This is a genomic window from Poriferisphaera corsica, assembly GCF_007747445.1.
GTDB classification, from domain to species: Bacteria; Planctomycetota; Phycisphaerae; order Phycisphaerales; family Phycisphaeraceae; genus Poriferisphaera; species Poriferisphaera corsica.
In genome coordinates, this window is record NZ_CP036425.1 from 1,779,546 (window position 1) to 1,805,623 (window position 26,078).

Annotated in this window: 20 protein-coding genes and 1 other RNA gene; 13 read left to right on the top strand and 8 right to left on the bottom strand. The window is 47.3% G+C overall.

Going from position 1 to position 26,078, the window contains the following annotated elements; genetic code table 11:
• Positions 1–100: 100 nt before the first annotated feature.
• From KS4_RS07195 to KS4_RS07215, 5 genes are all read left to right on the top strand, one after another.
• Positions 101–766: a PEP-CTERM sorting domain-containing protein gene (locus KS4_RS07195; protein WP_145076537.1), complete on the top strand. Its 666-nt coding sequence runs from the start codon at positions 101–103 to the stop codon at positions 764–766.
• A gap of 127 nt (positions 767–893) precedes the next feature.
• A complete protein-coding gene (locus KS4_RS17890) occupies positions 894–1,679 on the top strand; it encodes a type II secretion system protein (RefSeq protein WP_145076538.1) in 786 nt (261 codons plus the stop codon).
• A gap of 122 nt (positions 1,680–1,801) precedes the next feature.
• Complete coding sequence (locus tag KS4_RS07205) at positions 1,802–3,535, top strand: glycoside hydrolase family 2 TIM barrel-domain containing protein (RefSeq protein ID WP_145076540.1); 1,734 nt, start codon at positions 1,802–1,804, stop codon at positions 3,533–3,535.
• A gap of 137 nt (positions 3,536–3,672) precedes the next feature.
• Positions 3,673–4,962 carry a glycoside hydrolase family 2 TIM barrel-domain containing protein gene (locus KS4_RS07210; protein WP_145076542.1) on the top strand — a complete coding sequence of 430 codons (1,290 nt, stop codon included), beginning with the start codon at positions 3,673–3,675 and terminating at the stop codon, positions 4,960–4,962.
• Positions 4,963–5,079: 117 nt separating this feature from the next.
• Positions 5,080–6,348, top strand: a complete 1,269-nt coding sequence (locus KS4_RS07215; RefSeq protein ID WP_200761672.1) for a glycoside hydrolase family 16 protein — start codon at positions 5,080–5,082, stop codon at positions 6,346–6,348.
• Between the two features lie 470 nt (positions 6,349–6,818).
• On the opposite strand, the gene KS4_RS07220 is transcribed toward KS4_RS07215, so the two are convergent.
• Positions 6,819–8,054, bottom strand: a complete 1,236-nt coding sequence (locus tag KS4_RS07220; RefSeq protein ID WP_145076546.1) for a PIN/TRAM domain-containing protein — start codon at positions 8,052–8,054, stop codon at positions 6,819–6,821.
• Between the two features lie 292 nt (positions 8,055–8,346).
• Between KS4_RS07220 and ffs the strand changes: the two genes are divergently transcribed.
• From ffs to KS4_RS07235, 3 genes are all read left to right on the top strand, one after another.
• Positions 8,347–8,446, top strand: an RNA gene (gene ffs, locus KS4_RS07225) — signal recognition particle sRNA small type.
• Between the two features lie 61 nt (positions 8,447–8,507).
• The gene (gene dnaX, locus KS4_RS07230) at positions 8,508–10,451 is read left to right on the top strand and encodes a DNA polymerase III subunit gamma/tau (protein WP_145076548.1); all 1,944 of its coding nucleotides are present in this window, start codon (positions 8,508–8,510) and stop codon (positions 10,449–10,451) included.
• Positions 10,452–10,562: 111 nt separating this feature from the next.
• On the top strand, positions 10,563–10,931 hold the full coding sequence (locus KS4_RS07235) for a YbaB/EbfC family nucleoid-associated protein (protein ID WP_200761673.1): 369 nt from the start codon (positions 10,563–10,565) through the stop codon (positions 10,929–10,931).
• A gap of 164 nt (positions 10,932–11,095) precedes the next feature.
• Here the strand turns inward: KS4_RS07235 and KS4_RS07240 are convergent, their stop codons facing one another.
• The 4 genes from KS4_RS07240 to KS4_RS07255 all read right to left on the bottom strand — a co-directional run bounded on the left by KS4_RS07240 (position 11,096) and on the right by KS4_RS07255 (position 14,855).
• Positions 11,096–11,479 (bottom strand): hypothetical protein, encoded by a 384-nt coding sequence (locus KS4_RS07240; RefSeq protein ID WP_145076550.1) that lies wholly within the window; start codon positions 11,477–11,479, stop codon positions 11,096–11,098.
• Between the two features lie 319 nt (positions 11,480–11,798).
• On the bottom strand, positions 11,799–12,272 hold the full coding sequence (locus tag KS4_RS07245) for a hypothetical protein (RefSeq protein WP_145076552.1): 474 nt from the start codon (positions 12,270–12,272) through the stop codon (positions 11,799–11,801).
• A 38-nt stretch (positions 12,273–12,310) separates the two neighbouring features.
• Complete coding sequence (locus KS4_RS07250; protein WP_200761674.1) at positions 12,311–13,621, bottom strand: glycosyltransferase; 1,311 nt, start codon at positions 13,619–13,621, stop codon at positions 12,311–12,313.
• 28 nt (positions 13,622–13,649) lie between these two features.
• Positions 13,650–14,855: a glycosyltransferase family 4 protein gene (locus tag KS4_RS07255; protein ID WP_145076556.1), complete on the bottom strand. Its 1,206-nt coding sequence runs from the start codon at positions 14,853–14,855 to the stop codon at positions 13,650–13,652.
• 382 nt (positions 14,856–15,237) lie between these two features.
• Here KS4_RS07255 and hpnC point away from each other — a divergent pair, with 382 nt between their 5' ends.
• The 3 genes from hpnC (at position 15,238) to hpnE (ending at position 18,918) form a co-directional block, all read left to right on the top strand.
• Positions 15,238–16,254 (top strand): squalene synthase HpnC, encoded by a 1,017-nt coding sequence (hpnC, locus tag KS4_RS07260; RefSeq protein WP_145076558.1) that lies wholly within the window; start codon positions 15,238–15,240, stop codon positions 16,252–16,254.
• A gap of 126 nt (positions 16,255–16,380) precedes the next feature.
• Positions 16,381–17,337 carry a phytoene/squalene synthase family protein gene (locus KS4_RS07265; protein WP_145076561.1) on the top strand — a complete coding sequence of 319 codons (957 nt, stop codon included), beginning with the start codon at positions 16,381–16,383 and terminating at the stop codon, positions 17,335–17,337.
• 45 nt (positions 17,338–17,382) lie between these two features.
• Positions 17,383–18,918 carry a hydroxysqualene dehydroxylase HpnE gene (hpnE, locus tag KS4_RS07270; protein ID WP_145076563.1) on the top strand — a complete coding sequence of 512 codons (1,536 nt, stop codon included), beginning with the start codon at positions 17,383–17,385 and terminating at the stop codon, positions 18,916–18,918.
• Positions 18,919–19,006: 88 nt separating this feature from the next.
• On the opposite strand, the gene KS4_RS07275 is transcribed toward hpnE, so the two are convergent.
• From KS4_RS07275 to KS4_RS07285, 3 genes are all read right to left on the bottom strand, one after another.
• Positions 19,007–19,639 (bottom strand): redoxin domain-containing protein, encoded by a 633-nt coding sequence (locus tag KS4_RS07275; RefSeq protein ID WP_145076565.1) that lies wholly within the window; start codon positions 19,637–19,639, stop codon positions 19,007–19,009.
• Between the two features lie 256 nt (positions 19,640–19,895).
• On the bottom strand, positions 19,896–21,026 hold the full coding sequence (locus tag KS4_RS07280; RefSeq protein WP_145076568.1) for a mechanosensitive ion channel family protein: 1,131 nt from the start codon (positions 21,024–21,026) through the stop codon (positions 19,896–19,898).
• 82 nt (positions 21,027–21,108) lie between these two features.
• Positions 21,109–22,722 carry a cryptochrome/photolyase family protein gene (locus tag KS4_RS07285; RefSeq protein WP_145076570.1) on the bottom strand — a complete coding sequence of 538 codons (1,614 nt, stop codon included), beginning with the start codon at positions 22,720–22,722 and terminating at the stop codon, positions 21,109–21,111.
• Between the two features lie 314 nt (positions 22,723–23,036).
• Between KS4_RS07285 and KS4_RS07290 the strand changes: the two genes are divergently transcribed.
• Both KS4_RS07290 and KS4_RS07295 read left to right on the top strand, forming a co-directional pair.
• Positions 23,037–23,651 carry a PEP-CTERM sorting domain-containing protein gene (locus tag KS4_RS07290; protein ID WP_200761675.1) on the top strand — a complete coding sequence of 205 codons (615 nt, stop codon included), beginning with the start codon at positions 23,037–23,039 and terminating at the stop codon, positions 23,649–23,651.
• 304 nt (positions 23,652–23,955) lie between these two features.
• A complete protein-coding gene (locus tag KS4_RS07295; protein ID WP_145076575.1) occupies positions 23,956–25,968 on the top strand; it encodes a hypothetical protein in 2,013 nt (670 codons plus the stop codon).
• Positions 25,969–26,078 lie beyond the last annotated feature (110 nt).

The window sequence follows — 26,078 nt, forward strand, 5'->3', positions numbered from 1 at the left end:
ATTGCAGCTATGTCGTTCCGCTGGCAATCATTCACTTCAATATTTTTATCTATAGCATTTTCAACACAATATAAAAAACAGGACAAGGAGAGATTACACCATGGCAATGACATCACACAAGATACGATCCGCAGGGACTCTATTAGGCATTATTGCATCATTCGGATTAATGACAGTGAATGCAAATGCAGCGAATTTGCTCACTAATTCCGGTTTTGAAGCGGATACAATTCCAGACGGTGTCGATGATGTGGCCGGAGCATCAGGATGGGGTTCGTTTAACTTCACTTTTACTTCAAAAGCCTTATCGAATACAGACGAAAAATCGTTAAAGCTTTATGGCCCTTGGTTCGATGGTGGCGGTTCAGGCGTGACCCAAGGCGGCTTTGCAGCCTCGGAAGGTCAGCAATGGCACGCTAGCACAATGGCACTCAATTCCAGTATCGATGCGTTGACAGAAAATAATTTTGCGTTGATCAAAATCGAATTCTTTGATGCCGCAAACAATGTTATTGCAGCTGTTGAAAGCGACAAAGTAGAGTCAACTTCGCCTCTGGATACATGGACAATGCTGACCGTTGATGCCCTTGCTCCAGTCGATACCGTTTCGGCTCAAATCGTCCTTGTACATGTGCAGTTAGATCCAGTTGCAGGTGGGGCAATCTTTTTCGATGATGCGGTCCTTGAACAGGTTGTACCAGAGCCTGCCTCAATTGCTCTACTCGGACTAGCCAGCCTCGTACTTCTACAACGAAAACAGCATTAGCAATCTATATAACGATATACACGAGTTTTACAACACTGTCTGTTCGCATAATCGTGTGCAGACAGATTCTAACAAAGTTTATTCATATTTATCAAAAACAAAGTCCTCTCTTACAGTGAGACATATCATGGCTAGATCTAAACACGCCTTTACACTAATTGAACTGCTAGTTGTAATTTCCATCATAGCTCTCCTTATTGGCATCCTTCTTCCTGCGCTTGGAGCCGCAAGAAAAACAGCACTATCTATGCAGTGCCTCTCCAATGAGCGTCAAATGGGCATCGGCTTCGCTGCCTTCTCGATGGCAAATGATGACTTCCTACCTTGGGGTTGGTATTGGATTGATAGTGATGGTTCAGATTGGACCATCGAAATCAGTGGTTACATAAATTCCAGTAATTCAACTTATGAGACCGGCGGTAAATCTAACCCCGTCTTCCAATGCCCAAGCGGCCTTGATATCGGCGACAAGCACTACACCGGCCACCCAATACTTCTACCTTCACTCGGCTGGGGCATACCAGATGATAAGGTTCGTTACGATTCGCAACGTCGTACCACAGAAATCATGATCATCGCCGATGGTACGCAAATACCAAACCCCGGCAGCATTTATGAGGACGGTAACGCGCGCGCTAATGCTTATAACGTCTTTAATGGGGACAACCTCACTCTTTCCAATCGCGATAATTGGCTATACCGCTCATCCAAAACCGACAGTGATGACGTCGTAGACATGGGCCCAAACACCGACGACTACGGCTCCGAAGGCTATCTACGCTTCAGGCACGCTTCTGAAAAAGCATGCAACATGCTCTTCCTTGATGGCCACGCTTCAACTGTACAGGAAAACGATTTCGTATTGAAAAATATACGTCTTGATTATTATCCAGAAATGAATGATGAATCGTAAGTACATTACAACAAGTTTTATACCATTCGATTGATTACAACATAAGGCCTACGTTCGTGATTACACATTCTATCAATTATCTTTGCGTGTTAGCCGTCGCAATATTCATAACCCCGTCGCTCATGGCCAAGCCCAGTGAAACGTTGATTCGCAAACAGAACGACTCGTGGGTTCTCATCCACAACAATCAGCCATACCGTATCAACGGGGCAGGCGGCTATCAATACCTCGATAAACTCAAACAGGCTGGTGGAAACTCTATCCGCACATGGGGCATAAGCGATAAAACCCAGGCTATCCTCGATGATGCGCTCGCTAATAATATCACTGTGACCCTTGGCCTATGGCTTGGTCATGAACGACATGGCTTCAATTACAGCGATCCAAGTCAAATCAAAAAACAACTGGATGAAGTACGACAAGCCGTCCAACAATTCAAAGACCATCCCGCTCTTCTCATGTGGGGTGTTGGCAATGAAATGGAAGGTGATGGTAGCAACCCTATTGTGTTCAAAGCCGTCAACGATGTTGCCAAGTTGGTCAAGCAGCTTGACCCCAATCATCCCACCATGACTGTTATTGCCGAGCTTGGGAGCGAAGCTTCCAAAGTAAAATCACTCAACAAGTTCTGCCCTGACATCGACATCATCGGCATCAACACCTACGGCGGTGTCTACAATGCACTCGATCGTTACAAGCAAGCCGGTGGCGCCCGTCCTGTCGTTGTCACCGAACACGGCCCGCTCGGCCACTGGGAGTCACCCAAAACTAAATGGGGCGCTCCACTTGAACCTACAAGCACCGAAAAAACAAAGTTCTATCGTGAGGGTTACACAAACGCCGTCCTCAATCACCCAGAGACTACTCTTGGCTCATATGCTTTTCTCTGGGGGCAAAAACAAGAAACAACTGCAACGTGGTATGGCATGTTCCTCCCCGATGGCACACGTCTTGCTGCCGTCGACACCATGACCAAACTTTGGACAGGCAAGCCTCCTACCAACGCTTGCCCCGAAATCATTGAACTCAAAATCACCAGCGACCATATCGTTGAGCCTAACGATTACATCTCTGCTGAACTCAATGCAATTGATCCAGATAACGACCCACTTGATATTCAGTGGATACTCAGAGCTGCCGACGGCAAAACCGGCTGGGGTGGTGACGCTGAAGAACGCAACACCGCATTCAACGACGTCATTGAAACCTCAACTGATAAAAGTGTTCGCATCAAAATGCCTGAAAAACAAGGCCCATACCGCCTCTTCGCCTATGTCCGTGACAATAAAGGTAACGGTGCTGTTGGCAATATCCCGATCTTTGTCAGAGTCCAGCAAGCAATGAATGAGACTCAGCCAGCACCCATTCCTTTCCGTATCTACACGGACACGCAACCCGACATGCCATACCAACCATCTGGCTATATGGGCAATCATTCACAAGTCCAAATGAATGAAGCTTCAAACCAAAATCAAAATTCTGGCGCCACTTGCATTGAAATCAAATACAACGACCCAGGGCAATGGGCTGGTGTGGTATGGCAGCACCCGTACAACGACTGGGGAGACAAGCCCGGCGGCTATAGCCTGACCGGCGCTAAAAAACTGACATGGTATGCACGAGGTGCCAAAGGTGGTGAAAAAATCAAGTTCGGCTTCGGCCTCCTCGGTATGGATAAAACATATCATGACACCGCCTCTTTCGAATCAGAATACACACTCACGGATCAATGGATGCAATATTCAACCGATCTCACAGGTAAAGACCTCTCGCGCATCAAGACCGGATTCTACTGGGTTCTTGCCGGGCAAGGCGCCCCAATAACCTTCTACCTGGATGATATTAAATACGAGTAAGGCGTCCCTCATCATAAATAATGGGTTACTTGGTATGATAAGACTTCACATCAAATCAATGATGAAAATAAAAACATAGTGCCATTATTGATATAAAAACAAGGTGAAGTTTATATAACTATACTGGGATACTACGCATGTTTCGATTCGCCAGAACCATAAGTGTTGTTGCATCTTTACTCCTTACTTTACTCCTTAATGTCACTCTGAATGCAGAACCAAGCAGCACGAAGCTCGAGAAAAACGGTAAGTTTTGGTCACTCATTCACAACGGAAAACCATACCGTATCAAAGGCGCTGGTGGCCAGGTATACCTTGAGCAAGTCATTCAAGCTGGCGGCAACTCCATCCGAACATGGGGTGTTAATGACAATACGCAAAACATCCTTGATGATGCATTCGCAAAAAATATCACCGTCACCTTCGGTATATGGCTCGGACACGAACGGCACGGATTCGATTACAGCGATCCTGATAAAGTCAAAAAACAGATCGATAAAGTTGAAAATGCTGTCCTGAAATATAAAGATCACCCCGCATTACTCATCTGGGGGCTCGGCAACGAAATGGAGTGGAAAAATAACAACCCAGATGTTTACAAAGCCGTTAATGACATCGCAAAACGCGTCAAGCAACTCGACCCCAACCACCCCACCATGACTGTCATCGCCGAACTCGGTAAGAACGGCTCGAAAATCAATGCACTCAATAAATACTGCCCAGATATCGACATCATCGGCATCAATACCTACGGCGGTGTCAACACGGTACTCAACCGTTACCGCAAAGCCGGTGGCACACGCCCCGTCATCATCACCGAATATGCCGGCCCCAGAGATAAGGAATCAAAAAAAACATCATGGGACGCTCCCATAGAAGACACCAGTACTCAAAAAGCCCACGACTACTACAACGGCTACAAGAACACCGTTTTGAGCAATCCTGACCTCACACTAGGTTCTTACGCTTTCAAATGGGGCGAAAAACAACAAACAACCGCCACCTGGGTCGGCATGTTCTTACCCGATGGCACAAGACTCGCACCAGTTGACACCATGACGCAGCTCTGGTCAGGCAAGCCTCCAAAAAACAAATGCCCCAAAATCACGAAACTCAAACTTTTGGGCGAAGACATTGCTAAACCAAACCAATACATCACCGTCTTACTCAAAGCACACGATCCTGACGACGACCCGCTTCAGATTGAATGGATTCTCCGTGCAGCAGACGGCAAAACTAAAGATGGTGGTGATTACGAACAATTAAATGCAATCCACACAATCAAACCCGAGCGCATCTCTGACACAATAGTACGCATCAAAATGCCTCATGCGCAACGCCCCTACCGACTTTTTGTTTACATCCGCGATGGCCAAGGAAACGGAGCCGTTGGTAATATCCCACTTTTAGTGAAAGCTTTGAAATAAGCAATCTAAAACATAACGAACAATATATCGATACAGCTTTATCGGAGGTGAGACTCAATGTTAATAGTGAAACAATCAATACTTACGCTAGTATTAATTTTTGCAGGGTTTATAACCGTGTCCACCACAGCACAGGCAAACTGGGAACTCACATGGTCTGATGAATTCACAGGCTCCGCGATCAACACCAATCAATGGCACGTTGAAAACCGTGGCTACTGGAATAACAACGAACTCCAATACTATCTCCCGCGCCAAGTCTCCGTTTCCACGGGCCAACTCTTGATCAAATCAGAAAACATTTCTGTAGCCGGTTATCCGCACCCTTATATCTCAGGTCGCGTCCAAACCAAGTACACCCAAAAATTCGGCCGCTTCGAAGTGCGAGCCAAACTACCATCTACAAAAGGCATTTGGCCCGCCATTTGGCTACTCCCCGCCAGCACACCTTGGCCTTCAGGCGGCGAGATCGACATCATGGAAGCCGGGGGCTCGCAGCCTTTCCGTGTGACCCAAGCCTATCACTGGGGCGCTAACTACGACCAAAGGCAGTACGTCTCAAACGAAACATGGGGCAGCACACCTTGGCCAGATGAATTTCACACCTTTGCCGCTGAATGGGAACCCAACGAGATCCGCTACTACGTTGACAACAATCACGTCTATACCGTCAACTCGTCCATGGCCCCAATCTCAAATACACCCATGAATCTCATCCTCAACACAGCTGTTGGGGGTTGGTTTGATGGTAATCCCGACAATTCAACACAATTTCCGCAAACATTCGCAATCGATTACGTTCGCATGTATCAAAAATCAGCCCCGCAAACTCACGCTTTACTTAACGCAGCATTTGAAGAGGATGCAAACGGTTGGAATCTTAGCGGCAACGCCTATATTCAAACCCATAATACAAACACCAATCCTCAAAGCATTGCCTTTGAAGGCGAGGGCGGCGCCGCTCTTAAACTCTTTGGCTACAGCAATACACACGTCACACAAAACTTGATCGACATCACTCCCAACGAAACAGTCACGCTCTCCGCTCGCGTACGAACGAATGCCGACGACACCATCAATAACACCCAAAACTATGTCGGTATGTTCATCAATTTCTATGACCGTTACGATCAAAAGGTAGGCGAAAAATGGGTCAAAATTGCAGAAAACGGTATGGTTGAAGACCAATGGCTCGAACAATGGATCACCGCCACCGCACCTGAGGACGCAGTCAGCATGGAGGTTGGCTTTAATTTCCTTCAACCTAATAATGAAGGCGGCGCAGTGTGGATCGACCATATCGTCATCCCTGAGCCAACCACGTTTCTCACGTTAGCCGTCGCAACAACATTTGTTCTTGTAAAACGTAAAACCTCATCGCGGTAATTATCGCAGTAAGAGGATCAATTTTTAAGACATGGATTGGCAGCGTACTTTTTGTCTGGACGCTCAATATTTTTGCAACAATAAATTTCCAAAAACCCTAATCGACGATTAGGGTTTTTAATTGTTGTTTTTTATTGCCCCCCCCATCGGTTTCATTTAAACAGATAGATATTGAGATTGAAAATCTTTTAGATTGCGCACAAACACGCATTTCACTCAATTCGCAGTCATGAGGAAAATTCAGTTAGCGCGCGTTTATCACGCAAAGCCTGTGATTGTTTGAGCATTTCTCTTTGTTTTGAGCTTATTGCAACTTAGGGTAAATCACTGATTCTGTTTTATTGTGCGCACAAACGCGCAGGATCCAGTGGAAAACATCGTTTTTGTGCGCGCAAAATCAGCTGGTTAACACCTGTTAAATCAGCGAAATTGGCGTACAAACAAAACTGATCACTAGGAAAATCGATTGACTACACGCGCTTCTTGGGATGCTTTTTCGTCTTATTCCCCTCGTTAGTACCAAGCACCTCATCAGCAAGCTTCTCAGTAACCTCTTCATCATCAACCGTCGCAAAACGGCTAAAAATCATACGCCCCGCCGAGGTCTGTAACGTGCTGGTCACAATCACATTGCATTCCTCCCCAACGTGATTCTTGCCAGATTCAACGACAACCATCGTCCCGTCGTCCAGATACCCTACACCCTGTTCTTGGCCTTCACCCTGCTTGGCAATTTTCACGTGCAGTTTCTCGCCAGGCAGAACCACTGGCCGCATTGCCTTGGACAAGTCATTAATATTGATCACTTCAACACCACGTAACTGAGCGACCTTATTGAGGTTAAAGTCATTCGTCATGACACGCCCCTGCATGTCAGCCGTCAATGCCAGCAACTTCTGATCGACCGTTCTGCCTTCGATATCGCGGTCTTCGATATGAACCTCGATGGTTTGGCTGTTTTGCATTTTCTTTAATACATCCAGGCCGCGCCTGCCTCGAGCACGCTTCAGTTTATCATGCGAGTCTGCAATGGTTTGCAGTTCATTCAGGATGAACTTCGGTACCACCAGTGTTCCCTGCACGATTTTCGTTTCGATGATGTCCAGAATGCGGCCATCAATAATCACCGAGCTGTCGACGACAATGGGCTTCTGTCCGCGTATTTGTTTCGTAAATTCAACATACGGAATCACAAACCGGAAATCGTCTTTCGTCTGTAAAACCAGCGATATGCCTAAGTAAACGCAAACCAGGCCCGAAAGCACCTTAACGCCTTCGAGCATATTCCAAAACACGCGGTTGGCTTCAAATTCCTTATCGTACTCGAGCCATTGATTTTTTAAGTCGATCTGTTCTTCATCGGTCAGTGTTTGATATGCAATGCTGTTCTCTTTGATAATCGGCCTTACGACATCCGGTGACGGCTCGTAAATGATGCCAAAGAGGTTGATGACGAATGAAAGCGCGTAAGTTGCCAGTAGACCGCCTATTAAGCCAAGAAAGATGCCGGAAACCTGTGAAAGCTTCTTGTCTTTGATACCTGCGTCAATGCCGATGATCGCCAGCATTAAGCCTATGACGGCCGAAAGGATGATGATGAATTTCACATCATCCACATTCGCTGCCCATTGATTAGACAGCAGGTACAAACTTGCCACAGCCATGGCCAGCAGCAGCAGTGCACCTCGCATGATTAAGAGAATCATCTCGGTAGCTCCAGATTGTCGGATAATAAAACAAAAAATAAATCAGTGGCCGATCTGTACGGACAATCTGAATACAGGTACAGATCAGCGCAGTATGTATGCTATGAGAATAAACTGAAAAGCTCGCAAAGCCAAGACAAATACGCACTTGTGAGCGGTTGAGTCACGAAAGACGCACTTATGCACGGGTTGGGGAGAGAGGCTGATTATTTGAGATATCGCTGATTTCGGGCTATGATGCGGGTCTGTAAACGGCCCCAAGCTGTTTTCACGGATCGCCGTGAGGATATGTGGCCGGACCCAATGCACGGGTTGGCTCACGAACCGGGTCAGGCCTTGATCGGAGCAGCCCTAAGTGGTTTCAGCCCGGTGCCGTTGGTGTTCTGGCCACTTATCCACGCGGCGTTTTTTCATGCAACATGAGCCGCCGATTTCACTATCATCATTCTTATTATGGGTTACACAGTACTCGCAAGACGATATCGTTCGCAGTCCTTCGACCAGGTCGTGGGACAGCAACCTATTGCGACGACCCTGAAAAATGCGATTTCGCACGGTCGGGTGGCACATGCATATCTGTTCTGTGGGACGCGCGGGGTCGGCAAGACCTCGATGGCCCGTATTTTCGCCCGTGCTTTGAACGCACCCGATACGATTGAAGACGCCCCGAAACAGGACAGTCTTGAGTATCCGGAGCTTGAGGTTCAGGAGCGGATGGCGAACGCGATCATGCGGGGTGAAGACCTGAACGTGATCGAGATCGACGGTGCGTCGAATCGTGGTGTTGACGAAGCGCGACAGTTGATCGCCAATGCGGGGCTCGCGCCGACGGGGAATGCGAATTACAAAGTTTATATTATTGACGAAGTTCACATGCTGACGCGTGAAGCGTTTAATGCGCTGCTCAAGACGATGGAGGAGCCGCCTGAGCATGTGAAATTTATTTTGTGTACGACGGAACAGCATAAGGTTCCGCCGACGATCCAGTCGCGATGTCAGCGGTTTGATTTTCGCAATATCCCAACGGGTCAGATTGCAGATCACTTAACGAATGTTCTGGCTGGTGAAAAGATCGAGGCGGAGGATGTGGTTGTTTGGCAGATTGCGAGGCTGGGTAATGGGTCGATGCGTGACGCGTTATCGTTGCTTGATCGGTTGATCGCAACGGGGCAGTCGCCGCTGACTAATCAGACGTTAGAAGAGATGTTTGGTTTGCCTGCGAGTGAGCTTGTCGCGAAGTTGGTGGATGCGATTGCTGGGGGTGATCTGAAGGGGACGCTTGAATCCGCAAATGCGGTTCTGACGACAGGGATTTCGCAGGAACAATTTATTGATGTTCTGATTGAACGGTTCAGGCAGTTGATGCTGATTGCGGCTTGTGGTGCTGATTCGGATCTGGTTGAGCTTTCAGATGAAGCGAAACAGGAAGCGGCAGAGCAAGCGAAAAAGTTTGATGCGCCTGCGATTACATACATGATTTCGTTGTGTGAGAACTTGCAGCGGATGACAAAACAGACCGCGAACCCTCGGGCGCTGTTTGACGCGACGATGGTGCGGCTTGCGCTGGCTGAAAAATACGCGGATATTTCATCGCTTCTTGCAGGTGGTTCACCTGCCCAAAAAAAAAACATAATTCCTAAGGCTGCAGCGATTGCTGGTGGTCAAGCTGGCGGAACCGTTTCGTCTGCTCCTGCTGGTGTTGGTGCGCGTCCAGCGATGGCGGCGGGGCAGGGAGTACAAGGGGGAAGAGGTGTTCAGCCGACGGCGATGCAGCCGCGTGTGAGTGGCCAGATGAGTGGTGGCCAGCAAGCATCTAATCAACCGCTTCAAAAGGGCGGTGATGTGAGCGTGCCGGGCAGTGGGCCACATGGCGAAAAGCGTGCGGTTGAGCCGACATCAGATGCGGCGGTTGCTTGGAAGCGATGTAAGGCAGATCTAGGGGCGAAGCCGACGTTTGCGTGGTTGAAATTTTTTGAGTTAGTGTCTTTGGATGAAACGACAGGTGTGTTGGCGCTAGTGACGGGTGAAGTTGGCATTTTACGGATTGTCAATACGCCTGATCGTATGAAGGCTTTGGCGGCAGAGATGGAGCGTTATATCGGTAGGCGGGTGACGCTGAAGGTTGATACGTCGATACGTCCAGCTGATGTGGCAGGTAGGAGTGAACGTGGTGGTGCGGGTGCAGGTGGTGGGCGGCCGCGACAGATGTCGCAGAATGATCGGCAGGATGCGTTGGACTTGCCTTTGGTGAGGAAGGTGCTGGAGGTGTTCCCGGATGCGATCATGGTGGGGTTGTCGGATGAGGTGGTTGCTCTGCCGACGGAGGGGTCGATGCCGGAGGCGGGGGATTCTGATGCGGGTGAGGTTGAATCGCTTTCGGAAGGTGAAGACGCTTGATATTTGGGTGTGTTGGGATGGATGGTTGATGAGCGATATAATTGGAGGTCGGCGGAGAAACGCAGGTGTGCGGCCGATAACGAAAAACCCTTTGAGATAAGTCAAAATACTATGTTTGATCAATTGAAGAACTTAAAAAATCTTGCAGGCATGATGGGCAACATGGGGGATATGAAGGAAAAATTTGAGCAGATGCAGGCTGAGCTTGCTCGGGTGGAGGTGGATGCTGAGGCGGGTGCAGGTGCGGTGCGCGTTACGGTGAATGGCAAGTTTGAAATGAAGCGGATTCAGATTGATCCGTCGATGGTCGCAACGCTTGCGGGCGAGGGGTCGGAGGCGGATAAGGAAATGATTGAGGAGTTGATCGTGTCGGCGACGAATGCGGCGATTGTGAAGGCTCAAGAGCAGATCCGTGAGCAGATGTCAGAAATGACCGGCGGAATGAATATACCGGGGCTGGATGGCTTGTTGGGTAACTAATGGTTAGTTAGATAATTATTATAAGACGTCAGTTTTGGCTGGCGTTTTTATTTTGCGCCCATCGCATGATATGGATTGGTTTATTTTATAGGATTGTGTGGCTATAGAAAAAGACCGGCCCCAACCCGAGGCCAGTCTTTTTTAAGATTAAAATGGACGAATTGTTAAGCGGAGGCGGCGTTGGAGAATGGTTCGATCGTGACGTCGTGGTCGCGGTCTGAAATGAGGGTACGTATTAGTCCATAGGATCCACAATTAAAATAGGTACTGCCTGAGGCGGTGTAGTATTTAAAACGGTACCAGCCTGCGGCGAGGTGCATTCGGATGGACCATAGGCCACGGCTTTCGAAGACCATTGGGATCCATGCGGAGGTGCCATCGGCTGTTTCGCTGACCAGGAAGATCTGGTCGACGGGTTCATGGCAGTGAACTTGGAAGTCCCATGTTTCGCCTTGATTGCGTTGCATACCCACACCCTTCAGGTTAATTGCATGTGATGCGACGATCACGTCCCGAGCGTGAGCGGCATCATCGGTTTGTGCCTGCATAGCTGCTTACCAAGTAAAACTAGAAAGATATCCGGGAACCGATATTTCACTGTTGTTGTGAAATAAAAAAACAGGAAATCGGTATCCCATATTTCGGCCATCAACCGCTGGAAGTTCAGGAGTCCAAACAAAAAGCAGGAAGCAACGGCCCCGGTAGTTGTGAATACGATACACACGCCATGAGAGAGAATCGAACTGAGGTATTCACACGTTTCAGTCTTTATTGTATCGGCGCTTTTGTGACTTTTTATGTAGTGAACTTTCGGGTTCTGCTTAAGAAAAATGAGAAGAGGACGAGTGCGTTAATTTGGGATAAATATCAGCGGTTATTGGTGGCTGAAGAGGTGCGATTATCGGGTTTTGCGAATTGGTTATGGATATGTGCTGAATGGTGTTCGAGTTTTTGGATTTGTTTGCAGAGTTTGTTGCGCTCATGCCTATGTGCGAGGAGTGAGACGATAGAAGCTGCGAGGTAAAGGATGACGATGAGGGCGAGGCCGTGAAGAGCGTATTCGTGGGGTTGACGGTCGAGGGTGGCGTGTAGGAAGAAGAGGTCGCCGATGTTGTGCAGCGATTGTTCGAGTGATTTTTCGCCAAGGATTGATGCGAGTGGGAGGGATGGGAAGTCTTCGCGCCAGATGCGTGGGAGGTCGGGCGTGATGGCAAAGAGCCCACCTGCGGTGATGATGAGGGGGAGGTACTTGGGCGAGCGTTTGAAAAGAAGGCAAGCGGTGGAGGTGAGGAGTGCGGAGCCAGCCATACCAGTTGCGAAGTGCATACTTGTCCAAGCCATGATGAACCTCTTTCGAGTGGCGGTTGAATGATGTGTGGTTAGGCAGCTTTGTTAGAACGTTTGTTATGTTGCGTGATTTGGTCAGGTGAGCTGGTGAGTAGGCGTTGGTCGAGTGGGAACATGGTGTTGATGTATCGGATAAGTTCCCGTGCGGCGTCTTGCCAATTGTGTTTTGCGGTGACCCATTGGCGTGAACGCTGGCTGAGTTGCTGACGGTAGGTGGTGTCATGCCAGAGATGCCAGACGTGATCGGCCCAGAGGTCGGGGTTGTGTGCGATGTGGAATGGTTTTTCGAGGCAGCTAATGTCTAACCCATGAATAGCCTTAGGAGAGGCGATGGTTGGGATACCCATTGCGGCGGATTCGAGGAGCTTGTTTTTGATGCCGGCACCGCAACGCATGGGAAGAATGGCGACGGTGGCATTCTGGGCATGGGTACGGATGTCGGGGACGGCTCCGAGGACGTTGATGCCTGGGATTTGAGTGAGGGCTTGGATGGCGGGTGTTGGGTTTTTGCCGACGATGTTGAAGACGGCGTTTGGTGAGCGTTTGACGAGTTGTGGCCAAGCATTTTTGGCGAACCATGTGACAGCGTCGATATTGGGTTCGAAATCCATGCGGCCCCAGAAGACGACGGAGTGGTCGTCGGGGAGATTGGATTTTGGAGAGAAGTATTCGAGGTCAACGCCGTTACGGATGGTATGGATAGATTTGACGGCGGCGATGCGCTTGAGGCGTTTGGAGTCGAGTGGGCTGACACCGATGGCGCCGTCGAGGCCACGTGCGAAGAGGCGTTCGATAGCGGCGAAGGTGAGGATGTTCCAGAAGCGAGGTGGCCAATCTTTGATGGGTTCTTGTTTGAGGCAGGAGAGGTGGAAGGTGATGGGTTCGTCTGCGGCGTACCAGATCATTTTGACGCGGGGAAAAGCTTGTTGAAGGCCTTTGAGGAGGACAGGGCCGTGGAGGCCGACGGCGATGACTGTTTTAGGTTTGCAACGTTTGATTAGGCTGATAGCGCCGGCGAGTCGGTGGATGTCGATACCTTGATGACTGGCGGCTTTGTGGCGGAGTTTGGAGAGGGGGCCTGACCAGCCTTCGTGGAAGAGTTGGATGTCATGAGGTGTTGCATTGGGCCAATCGATGATTAGGTCGTTGAGCCAATCGGGCGCATCGGTGGTAGGTTCGGCAGAAGCGACTTTGGCAGAGATGCCGAGTTGGTGCAGGGATTTGAGCATGTTGCAGCCGTGGACGCGGAAACCCTGATCGAGCGGCCACATGGGGCGTTCTGCGAGGAATAGAACGTCGGCGGTCTGGTTGTTGAGATGTTTGTTGAGTTCTAACTGATGCATAGTTGATATTTGTGTATTGGGTAATGGGTCAGGCTGCGATATTTTGGTCTTGTGATCTGGCGATTGTTTCGATGGTTTGAGCGAAACGTTCGGCGCATTGCTGCCAGGAGAAATCGGCGAGGCGTTCATTGCCTTTGGCGATAAGTTGATTGCGAAGTTTGGTGTTGCTCATGACAGCGTTCAGAGTTTGGGTCATCTGCTGTGCATCGGTTGGGTCAACGAAAGCGGCGGCATCAGAGGCGATTTCGGGGAGGCATGTACGGTCGCTTGTGATGACGGCGGTGTTGGCGGCGAAAGCTTCGAGTATGGGGAGGCCGAAGCCTTCGGAGAGGCTGGGGTAGGCGAGGACGTCGGACGCGTGCATGAGGCTGGTAAGGTCGTTGGCGTCGATGAAATCGTAGAGGAGAACTGAATTGCCGAGATTGAGTGAGGAGGCGTAGCGTTTGAGTTCGTAGAGTGTTTGGAAATCGAGGCCGACGACGATGAGTTGCCATTGCTCCTGGAGGTTGTATGGGAGCATGGACCAACTTTTGATCAGGCGGCGTGTATTTTTGCGGACTTCACCTGCGCCGAAGTGAAGGATCGTGTTGGGGCTGGCGATGCCGAACTTGTCTTTGATTTGAGCTTGATTGGAGATTGGTGTTGAATCGGTGGTGACAGACCAATGCGTGGTGGTGATGAGATCAGGATTGGCGTGATAATCGGCGATGAGGCGATCACGGGTGTAGTTGCTGGGACAGGTGATGGCGTCGGCGCGTTGACATGCGTGTTTGACGGATTGATCGAAGCGTTTGATGAGTCCGGGCTGCTGGCCGTGGGGCATGTCGATGGGGATGAGGTCGTGTATGGTCACGACGGTGGGGACGGGCATCCATTTGGGGCATATGTTGGCGGGACAGTGGAGTACGTCGACGTGATCCTGGACGGCTGCGAGGGGTAGACGCATTTTCATCCATGCATCGAAGCGATCGCCAGGCATTTCGATGAAGCGGGTGTCGAGCCAATCGGCGGGGATGTTGTCTGGGAGTAAGGGGCTGTCTTCGCGGTGATAGGCGATGACGTGCCAATTGGGACGGATCTGAGCGAGATGACGATACATCTGGACGAGGCTACGGGCGATGCCGCGTTGCTCGGGTGCGAAGATCGTTCTTGCGTCCAGTCCGATGAGCATTTGATTGGGGTCTTTCTGAGATGCTTTACGCAGCCAGGAGTTGGCGTAGCGACCGAAATGCATTGTCTCTCCTCCAGCTGCGAGATTAATTGACACGACACCGTATCGTGAACTGAATAACTAACTTACGAACCGCGTCCGCATTGGTTATATCGACAGTCGTCACAGATGTCTTAATCGGCTAATCGTCAAAAACGTTGAATAACATTGGGCGGACGTCGAGTTATCCGGACGGAGGCTAACTTATTTGTCTGGGCATAAGTTACGCACCGGATGTGTGCTGTTTATTAGTAAGGCATAACCCCTAATACGGGTGTTATGGATTCCACAATTGCTGTAAACCTTTCCCAAAGAGCGGTGTATCAAATATCATAAGCGTGTCAGGGCAGCAGGGGAGGGCATCGTTCGCTCCACTCTGACGCCAGCCAAGAAGCTAGCGAGCAATATGAACTTCTCGATTCATGACCAACTGAAACAATACGGCCCGGAGCGTCTGAATGGCCACATATTGACGCTTGAGGAAGCAACGGCGTATACGCGCTCGTTGACGCTATCGCATTATGAGAATTTCACGGTTGTGTCGTGGTTCTTGCCGAAGCGGCTGCGTGCGGATTTTTCAAATGTGTATGCATTTTGCCGATGGGCTGATGATTTGGGGGATGAGATTGGGGATCAGGAGCGATCGCTTGAATTGCTGGAGTGGTTTGAGCAGGAATTGGATGCTTGTTATGCGGGGCGGCCACGTCACCCGGTTTTTGTGGCCCTGTCGCCGACGATCGAGAAGCATGATATTCCGAAGAAGCCGTTCCGTGATTTGATTGATGCGTTCAAGCAGGACCAGCGTGTGACCCGGTATGACAACTGGGCGCAGGTGGTGGATTACTGCACACGATCAGCGAATCCGGTTGGGCACTTAGTGCTGTATATGTGCGGCTATCGTGATGCGTATCGCCAACAGTTGTCTGATTCGACATGTACGGCATTGCAATTAGCGAATTTTTGGCAGGATATTCGCAGGGACATTATTGAGCGTGATCGGGTCTATATCCCGTCTGATATTGCGTCGAAGCATGATCTGTCTGTTGAGAGTCTTGTTTCGGCAATCTTGCATGATCATGCACATAAGAATCCAAACAGTTGTGCGGCTTGTCCGACGACTACGGTTGCGCTTTCAGCGTTGCGTGGGCCGGCGGAAAAGACGGTGCGCGAATTGGTGCAGAAGACGTGGCCGTTGTTTGAACAAGGTGCGGAGTTGTTGCCATTGATTGCGCCGGATGTGCGGTTGGATATTAAGCTGTTTTCAATGGGTGGCGAGTCGATTTTGCGGATGATTGAGCGGAACGGTTATGACACGCTGACGAGAAGGCCGTCGTTATCGAAACCTGCTAAAATGTCATTGATGATGCGTGCATTTGTAGGCAAGATATTGACGCCGTTTGCGACGCCTCAGACGTCAATCTGACATTAATGAGTGAAAGACTCATGCAATATTAGATTACCCTGTGACGTGATGGCCAAACTACTGCGGCATCCGGTTTGATGGTCAATGAAAACGTAACGAAATACAGAAGCCGCTTTAGAAAAATCTATGCCTGAATCCCCCACACAATCTATTCAGCCAGTCAATGCGAAGATCGAAGCTTCGTTTACGCATTGTCATGAGGTTTCGAAGAACCGGGCTAAGAACTTTTATTACGGGATGAAGTTAACGCCGGAGCCGAAACGCTCAGCTCTTTATACGATCTATGCTTTTATGCGTGAGTGTGATGATTTGGCTGACGAGCCATTGGATGGTCGTGGTCAAATGGAAGAAGGTGTGGCTGAGATTGAAGCCAGCCCGGAGATTCGGCGTGAACGCATCAATCAATTCCGATCACAGATGCAGAATGTAATCGATCATCCGCTTGACGATCTTCCAGAAGATTTATCATGGGAAGCGTTTCGGTATGTCATGCAGACGTATCCGATTGATCCGGCCCATCTACACCACATGTTAGATGGACAGATTGCAGATTTGCGGCAGCATCGTTACTCGAATTTCGATGCGCTTTATCAGTATTGCTACAACGTTGCTTCGACCGTTGGACTAACGTGTACGGCGATTTGGGGATTTCTCCCGGGTACTGATATGACGGAGAATTTAATGTTGGCGGAGTATCGCGGGATTGCTTTGCAGTTGACGAATATTCTGCGGGATATTGCAGAGGATGCTGAGCGAGATCGGATCTATTTACCGTTAGATGAGTTGGCTTCGTATGGGTATGCTGAGGACGATTTGTTGGGGCTGCGTGTGAATGAAGCTTATGACCGGTTCATGAAGTTTCAGATTGATCGTGCGTATGATTATTATGAAAAATCACGCACGCTTGAGCAGCGATTGACGCCAAATTGTCGAGGAACGTGTTGGGCGATGATGCGAATTTATCGTGGTCTTTTGGATCAGATTGCGGCTGACCCCAGACGGGTGATGCATGAGCGGGTACGGTTGTCGACGCCGGCTAAACTGCGGATTATGCTTGCGGCAAAGCTAAAACGTCGCTACTAATCGTTGATTAGGCAAGATAATGGTTTGGCAGTCAGTGATATTTGTATGAGTGAATGTATACCCGAAAAATTACCGAAGGATTTATTTGCCGATCAACGTGTTGCGATCATCGGAGGGGGTGTCGCGGGTATTGCGGCGGCAGTTCGGCTTGCAGAGTGGCATGTCCCGGTAACGTTGGTTGAAACACGCACGAAGCTCGGCGGGCGGGCAACATCTTTTCTGGACCCCAAAACTAAAGATCCATTGGATAATTGCCAGCATGTTCTGATGGGATGTTGTACGAACCTGATTGATCTATATAAACGGTTGGGGGTCTACGATAAGATTGAGTGGCATGATCAACTCTATTTTGCGAATAGTAAAAAAACTGAGTTGGATGGTGAGTTGTCGGTTGACGTGATGAAAGCTGATCCATTGCCGGCGCCATTACATTTGGCACGTGCGATGCTTGGGTTTAACGGCTTGACGATGCGAGAAAAAATTGCGATTGCATCAGCGATGTCTGCGATTATTCGAACGAGTTTTGATAAGCGGAATGAATTAGACTCGTTATCTTTTTTGGATTGGCTCAAGCAACATAAGCAGCCGGATTCTGCGATCAAGAAATATTGGGAAGTGGTGATTGTTTCCGCTTGTAACGAATCGCTTGATCGATGTTCAACGCGCTATGCGATGCAGGTTTTGCAGGAAGGCTTTTTGCACCATCGTGATGCGTGGCGGATGGGGCTTTCGGTTGTGCCATTGCTTGATTTATATGATCCTGCTGAGGCATTGCTACGAAGAGCAGGGGGGACACTGGATTTATCGATGGGTGTGCAATCATTGGATTACACGATGAGTACGGGTCTGATCGAATCGATTACGTTAAGTAAATCAGAGAAGCAGCTTGCAGCCGATGCATTTGTTTCAACGGTACCGTTTGATCGTTTGGATAAGCTGACCTCAGAGCAATGCAAAGATGCTGATTCGCGTCTTGTTCATCTGGACAAGTTTACGGTTTCGCCGATCATCGGTATTCATGTTTATTTGCGGTCAATTGATGGTAAGGCGGTTATGAAGCTGCCGCATCTAATTCTGAACGATTCGCCGATCCAATGGATATTCAACAAAGGGATGAACGATGATAGTACGCAGCATCTGCATTGTGTGATTTCCGCGGCGTATGAGTTGGTTGATGCTTCCGTGAATGAGATGCGAACACTTGTTGAAAGCGAGATTAGACGTGTTTTCTCGATATCAGATCAGGTAGAAATTGTGCATATTCGGCCAGTTAAGGAAAAACGTGCGACGTTTTCTGTGTATGCTGGATTAGATCAGTACAGGCCAACAACGTCGCCGAATGAGCAACAGATTCAAAACCTTTTTGTTGCTGGCGATTGGGTTGATACAGGTTGGCCTGCGACGATGGAGGGGGCTGCTCGTTCAGGTTATAACGCTGCGCTCGATGCGATACATTTTCTTTTATCACGATCTAAGCATGCTGAGGCATCGCGTATTCTAGTCACAATGCCTGATACATTTTTGTGCAGCGATCTGCCTTCTTCGCCGCTATATCGCTCAATCAGTAAATTGCCGGGTTGAAAGATATAAAATAATCGGCCGCCCAAAATGGACGACCGATTTCACATCAATCATATAGATAGATCAAATATTGATCTTTAGAAAAACATTAGCTTGCGCGCTTGATGCCACAGCCTTTGCTCTTGGTAACTTTATACGGCAGCTCTTTGCCTTCAATCTCTGCGTTTAACACAGGGACGAGATATGGCGTATCCATATGTCCGCAATTTTCTGGTGTGTTCGGTGCATTTTCGAATCCACCCATGTAGACAAGCTTGCCGTCTTTATCAATCACGTAAAAATGAGGTGTTGTACGGCCACCATACTCGTCAGCCACAACATTGCCTGGATCTTTTAGGATTGGGTAAGGTACTTTGCTTTCGCGTGCATAGGATGCCACTTCTTCGACAGTCTCGTTTGCGTTGGAGTTGATCGCGATAAACTGCACGCCTTTGTCAGTGTACTCGGGGGCTAGTTTGCTTAGGATTCGCTGATAACCGCCTTCTTCACGGTATCGATCCCAAGGGCAGTTTATGCTTTGGAACGTCATGACAACGATCTTGCCCTTGTAATCATCAAGGCTGATTTCTTTGCCGGTTGTAACATCTTTGAGCGTAAAGTCTGGGGCTTGCGCTCCGACTTTCGCTTTCATTTCATCCGCTGCATTTGTAACGCTGACGCCGGCCACAATAATCAATGCGACCAACATTAAACCTAAAATACTTCCCGTCAGTTTTTTCATCACACAGGCTCCTTCATGTCTTCATGAATTGCTCATGAAGTGATTGGATATCAAGAATCGAGAACAATTAGTAGCTACCGTATTGCATCTATTGCTTGGTAACAACAGATTAACGTGTATCTATACTCTAAAAATTCCCACTTAACCAATATTTTGTCAATCCAGTAGTCGTTAGCAAGAATTTCGCTAAAAATGATAATTTAAGCGATATAAAACAAAGTCAATAATTTGATCATTAGTCATATCACTTAGACGATTAATTTGTAGCCCCATTGTTAACCATTCGAACATCAACGGTGCCGATGCCGTTTAGATGCACATCACGCTGAGGATACGCAATAACGATCTCTGCTTCTTTAAATTCGCGATCAATCGAGAACCTGATATCACTCTGAAGTATCAATCGCTGCATAGGTCTTTTTAGCTTTGCCCAAAAATACACTTCGAACATCAGCGCATTGTCGCCAAAGTCATCAAATACAACAATCGGTTTGTGTGTATCCAAGATCTGCTGATGTGCCTCAACAACTTTCATTAGCAACGATTTTACTAGTTCAACATCACTTCCATAGGCGACCCCAACACATACGCAACTGCGAATCACATCATCACTCAAAGTCCAATTTGTTACAGACTGATCCACAAACTTACTGTTTGGCACAATCACGTCTACACCATCAATCCGTCTGACTCGCGTCGATCTTTGCCCAATATCCTCGACTAATCCTTCCATCCCACCTTCCAGCACGATCGTGTCTCCTAACCGAATTGGCCGTTCGGTCATGACAATGATCCCCGAGATAAAATTGCCAATCACATTCTGTGCGCCAAAACTAACGCCAATCGCAACCGCACCGCCTAGCACTGTAAACAGTGTGATTGGTATCCCCATCAGTTGCAATGCAAACAGTGTTACAAAAATGGCCAACAGGTAGAACAATAATTTTTGAGCTTGCAATGCGGTCGTAGCGCTTACCCGTTTCATTTTTCTAAGTCTGTGATAGACCATCATACTAGCACGTTTGCTTAGCCAGAATCCGATGACCGCCGCCAAAAGCGCAACCACCATATGCTGGATAGAGATGTCGCTTTCACCCACCTCGTATATGGGGGTATACCAAATCTTTTTTGTAATATAAACGATCTTCCGCCAAACTCGCTTCCAGCCTTCCACGCTCACCGCATCGCCTGCTGTCAGATCAATGTCATCACCCAGCAGTAGCATCGGATCTACGTCATCTGTCGCATCGCTCATTTCTTGAGTAGCCTGATGAACGTCTACTTCCGGCGCACCAAAACTTTCGCTTAGATCAATCCCAATCAAGCAAAAAAAGCCAATCACAATCAACATAAGGTAAAAAGGCCATCGACCGAAAATATGCTTCATCCCAAACTCCCATGTATACACAGATATGATTCAAAAACCGTTATGAGCTTAGCACCGCGACATCAATATCACAACGATTTTCTCACCCCAAATCCGGTTTACGTAAGAGCTCAATTTTCACCCTCGCTGCTTCTTCTTTGATCATCTTCATATCGCTTACAGATTTTCGTTTCAGGTTGGCAATCTGAAACTTCATCCGTATATTTTTTTCAAATTGCTTTTCATGTCGTCCCAAGAAATCCCAATACAGCACCGTCATAGGGCACGCCTTCTCACCCGAAGCTAGCTTCGGATCATACCGACACCCTTTGCAATAATTCGACATCTTGTTGATGTAATTTCCGCTTGCACAATACGGCTTGGTTCCCACTACACCGCCATCGCCCCATTGACTCATCCCCAAAGTATTCGGCAATGACACCCAATCGATCGCATCCAAATACATTCCCATATGCCATTCATGAAATTTGTATGGGTGCACGCCAACCAACTGTGCAAGCAATCCCAGCACCATTAACCGATGTATATGGTGTGCATACCCATGATCAATCACATGCTTCATCGAATCCGCCACACATTTCATGTCTGTCTCACCATCCCAAAAGCAGCCCGGCACATCCGTCTTTTCAGAACATTTCAACGCATTACTCTTCGCATACTCTGGCATCTTCAACCAATAAATCCCTCTGATAAACTCACGCCACCCAGCGACCTGTCGAACGAACCCTTCTGTTGATTCGATTCCAACCTTCCCATTACGATATGCCTCAATCGCCAAATCTATGACGCGCTTAGGGTCTAGTAATTTCACATTCAACAGACACGAAATCCGAGAATGGTACAAAAAAGCCTCGCCTTCCCACATCGCATCCTCATACTTACCGAACAGCTTGAGTCTGTTCGCTATGAAGTCCTTTAAATATGTTTCCGCGTCTTTTCGTGTCACAGGTAAATTGAAATGCTCTAGTGATCCTGGATGGCATGAAAAACGCTGTCTGACCATTGTGACTACATCCTCACTGATCCGATCGAGCTTAAATTTTTTAGGATCGCTCATTTTGTCCCCTGGCCCATCCTTCCCAAAGCTATCCCGATTCTCTGAATCGTAATTCCATTCGCCACCTTCAGGTTTTCCATCCTCACGTATCAGATAGCCATATTTTTTGCGAACACCACGATAGAAGCCTTCCATCACAAGCTGTTTTTTCCCTTTTGCCCAATCTCCAAACGCATCTACGCTCATTAAAAAGTGCTTATCCTCCAAGACCTCAAGCTCAATCTTCATACGTTTGCACAATTTCCTTAACCCATCTAATACACGCCAATCGCCTGGCCTTACGCATCTTACACGCTTTATTTTTTTCGCTCGTAAATCTATCTCCAACATTTCCATCAGCCCATATCCTTCTCCTTTTTTCTTACGCGCACTTATTTCGCGATACATGACCTCATAACCAGCTTGCTTCAACTCTTCACGAAAGTGCCGCATGGTCGAAAAGAAGAATGCCAGCCTGAGTTGATGACTCCACACATACTCAGCTTCCTCTATCGCTTCCGCCATCCACACCAATCCAGCCGGCTTACCATCATCACGTAATGCAACCGAATGAATATCCAATTGATCGCCAAACACAACAACAAACGTTTGTTTATTTTGTAGGTTATTCAAACGATCCCAATCCCATTCGAAATGCATACTTGCATTCTCATCGAAAAACAAACGAAAATGTTTGTGCCCGTATGCTCTTGTTTTTCCTGTGAAAGATACATGCCCATCCAATTAAACCAAGCGATACACCTGTTACATCGTGTTTCTGGTAGCTCTTATCATAAAAAACATTGTTTTTAATAAAAAAGAAGTGTAACAAACTGTAACCGATTGAAGCTTAATATCGAGGTTTTCTAGAATACCTTCATCATTAAATCATGAAGACGGATATCACTATCTGGTCACATCTAAGAGACTTATTTGAATCTAAAGAGAGAGACAGAAACACTAAGGAGGTTCCTATGTATCGTACATTACTCGCACTTTCAGCAGCTGCACTTTTCTGCACATCCGTAACTCAAGCCAATATGCTTGAAAACCCCGGCTTCGAAGAAGGCGATTATCAGCGTTTAAACGAAAATAAATTGCCCGGTTGGGAAACCTGGGGATGGAACGGTTGGCAGTTTGGTGATGAAGGCTACACCTTCGGCGATAAGTCCATCAAGCTCTGGGGCAACCATACCGGCATTTTTCAAGACGTCGCAATCAATGCAGGTGATACTGTGTCCTTTGGTATCAAAGGCAATCTGCCAAATGACAACCCCGCCAATTGGGACATGGAGCTAAAGATGGAATTCTATAACAGCTCCGATATGGGATTCATGCTCGATAAGGTGACTGTTAATTTCGATCCACAAGGGTTAGATTCAGATACTTGGTATGACATCGAAGGAACCGCAGTTGCTCCGGAGAACGCTGATACTGTTCGTTTCGTGTTTATGTTCTCAGATCCAGCAGAGGGTGATAATCATTCCGGCGATATATACATTGATGATGCCTATATCACTGTCCCTGAACCCGCCAGCCTCGCACTCTTCGGTCTTGGCGGCCTTGCCATGCTCCGTCGTCGTAAATAATTAGTTCATAACCTAATTTATAGTTAGTAGCACAACACAAAAGCTTGCCGTCATAATCGGCAAGCTTATTTAATATATGATCATAAAAATCTCAGATGCGAAGCTCTTGAAATCATCACACTTAGTAGGCTAGCCTGTTGCGTGTAATGATTTCTTAATTTCATTAAAAATTAATTAGTAGACACATGTATGTGTGCGAGTTACTATCCAGTAAATTGACAAATAGTTTAGGATTTAATCTAAATTAATTTCTGTTTCATATCATTTGCGATTCAGCATTTAGAAATTGTAAAAGGGCAAATCGATGAAAAGTGGGCAAAATTCACGTCTTAGCGAATCCGATTTGAACGCATATGTTTCCCATAAAAATATACTTTCGAAAGTTAATAATGCTATTTCGGGTGCAACGCACGGTGTAAAAAGCACATTAAAAACACAAGTGCTTAGACGTGATCGCGCAGATGAGTCAGTCTATCTAAAAAGATTGGATGTTTGTCGTAATTGCCCAGGCGGGTATGTCGTAGTCAATGACGCCGGTGGCGTACAGACATGTGGTCATATGTTGCAATCAATGATAAGTAAAGGAGGCAAAAAACCATGTGGCTGTATTCTCAGCCAAAAGGCGCGTGATATTAAAGAGGTTTGTCCATTTGGCTATTGGCCGAAGGAACACCCCGCTGAAACATCACCAGATTCAATCGTGTCGTTACCAGTTGCGACAACAGGAGCAATAGATAGCTATCATAAAGGCTTAACACGACGGCACTTTATATCTCAGGCTTTTGCGGGAACAGCGATTGGCGTCTTAGCGACAAATAAGTTGTGGGCTAGTTCAACAGAGAATAGCACGGTCGACGATTTAACTTGTTATGTCGAGTTAACGCCATGCCTAGCATCAAAAGAAACAATTTATACAGAATGCAGCAACGTTGAAGGGTTGCTATATGAATCGATTTTGCGTATTGAAAATGAAGACAAAGATATACAAGGATGCTATACGATAGGTTTAGCGGAGCCAAAATCTAAGCAGCAGATTGGCGCAGAAGCAACAGTCATTGCAAATGTCGGTGATTTGTATAACTATGAAGACTGTGACACATGTGGTTGTCTCAGGGAGCTTCAAAGTTGCGAAGGAAGTGAGAAGAAGTGGGTTCCTTGTGATGGATCAGAAAGTGCAGTTATAGGAAATGTATATCAGTTTGATGGTGACTGTTTTGTCCTATCCAATACAACAAAGAAGTACGGCGAAATAGATGAAAACGATGAATTGATTCATGGGATAGGTGGTAACGGATTCGATTCCTGTAATGAATGCAATGGATATGAAGCGTGGGATATCTATACACCATGTCCTGGTGAAAGTGGTGGTACATATCAGAGAAGACGAAACGCTCCCGATGACCCAGGTCCGTCTGTAATAAAGAAGGATGGTGTCTGTTATCAAAGAAGCGGAAGTGTTACAAGTGATCCTGGATATTCAACTATTTCCGGTGAACGATTTAATAATTGCGATGAGTGTGGCAAAAAATGGGATATATACAAGCAATGTTCAGATGAAGGAAGTAGCTACTATCAACGTTTACATTATCCCTCTGAGGAAGAAGATTATTCTGTCATAAAAAGTGGTGAAACATGCTATAGCCGAATAAATACCGTGAGTGAAAATCCAGGTTTACCGCCAATCGGCGGCAGTTCTTACTCATCTTGCGAAGATTGTGAAAAAGAAGATATCTGGGATATCTATATACCTTGTCCAGGCGAAGATGCTAGTGGTGAATTACAGAGGTATCGTAACAATACAACAGAGCCTCATCGGCCAAGATTCTTGAAGACATCAGGCGGAAAATGCTATCGTTGGACGCGGTACAGTACGACTGATTTGGGCTTACCAACAATAAATGGTCAAGAGTATGACAACTGCAAAGCATGTATGTGTTGTGTTGTTGGTGATTGTAAGTTTGACAAAGAGAGCACGATTAACGGATTAATTCAAGCAATTGATGAGAGTTATAATCAAGGTGAAGGTAAGTATGAATTTAGCGAGTTGCCTATGACAGCATGCGGGACATGGTCAGGCGATGCTCAGTTTACGCCTTGGGAAAGGAATACCGATGATAGTGGCGGGCATTGGGGCGAAACACTTACAAAGTCAATTACCATTAAATTTGATGGTAGCTGGAGTTATCCACTTAAATTTTATCCATCAAATTCAACGTCATGTAATGGAGCGGATTTATCAGGTGTGTTTGATGATGGTGATGTATATATAGTTTGGACAGTAAATTTTAGTGTGAGCAATAATAATTCTTGTGAGTAATAAGGTATCGGATTTACATGATGTTACATCACAAGTATCGCAGTCAAAATGAAGTAAAGTGTTAGTTATATATAAATTCAATATTCGACAAGTAGTTTTATATATCCGGA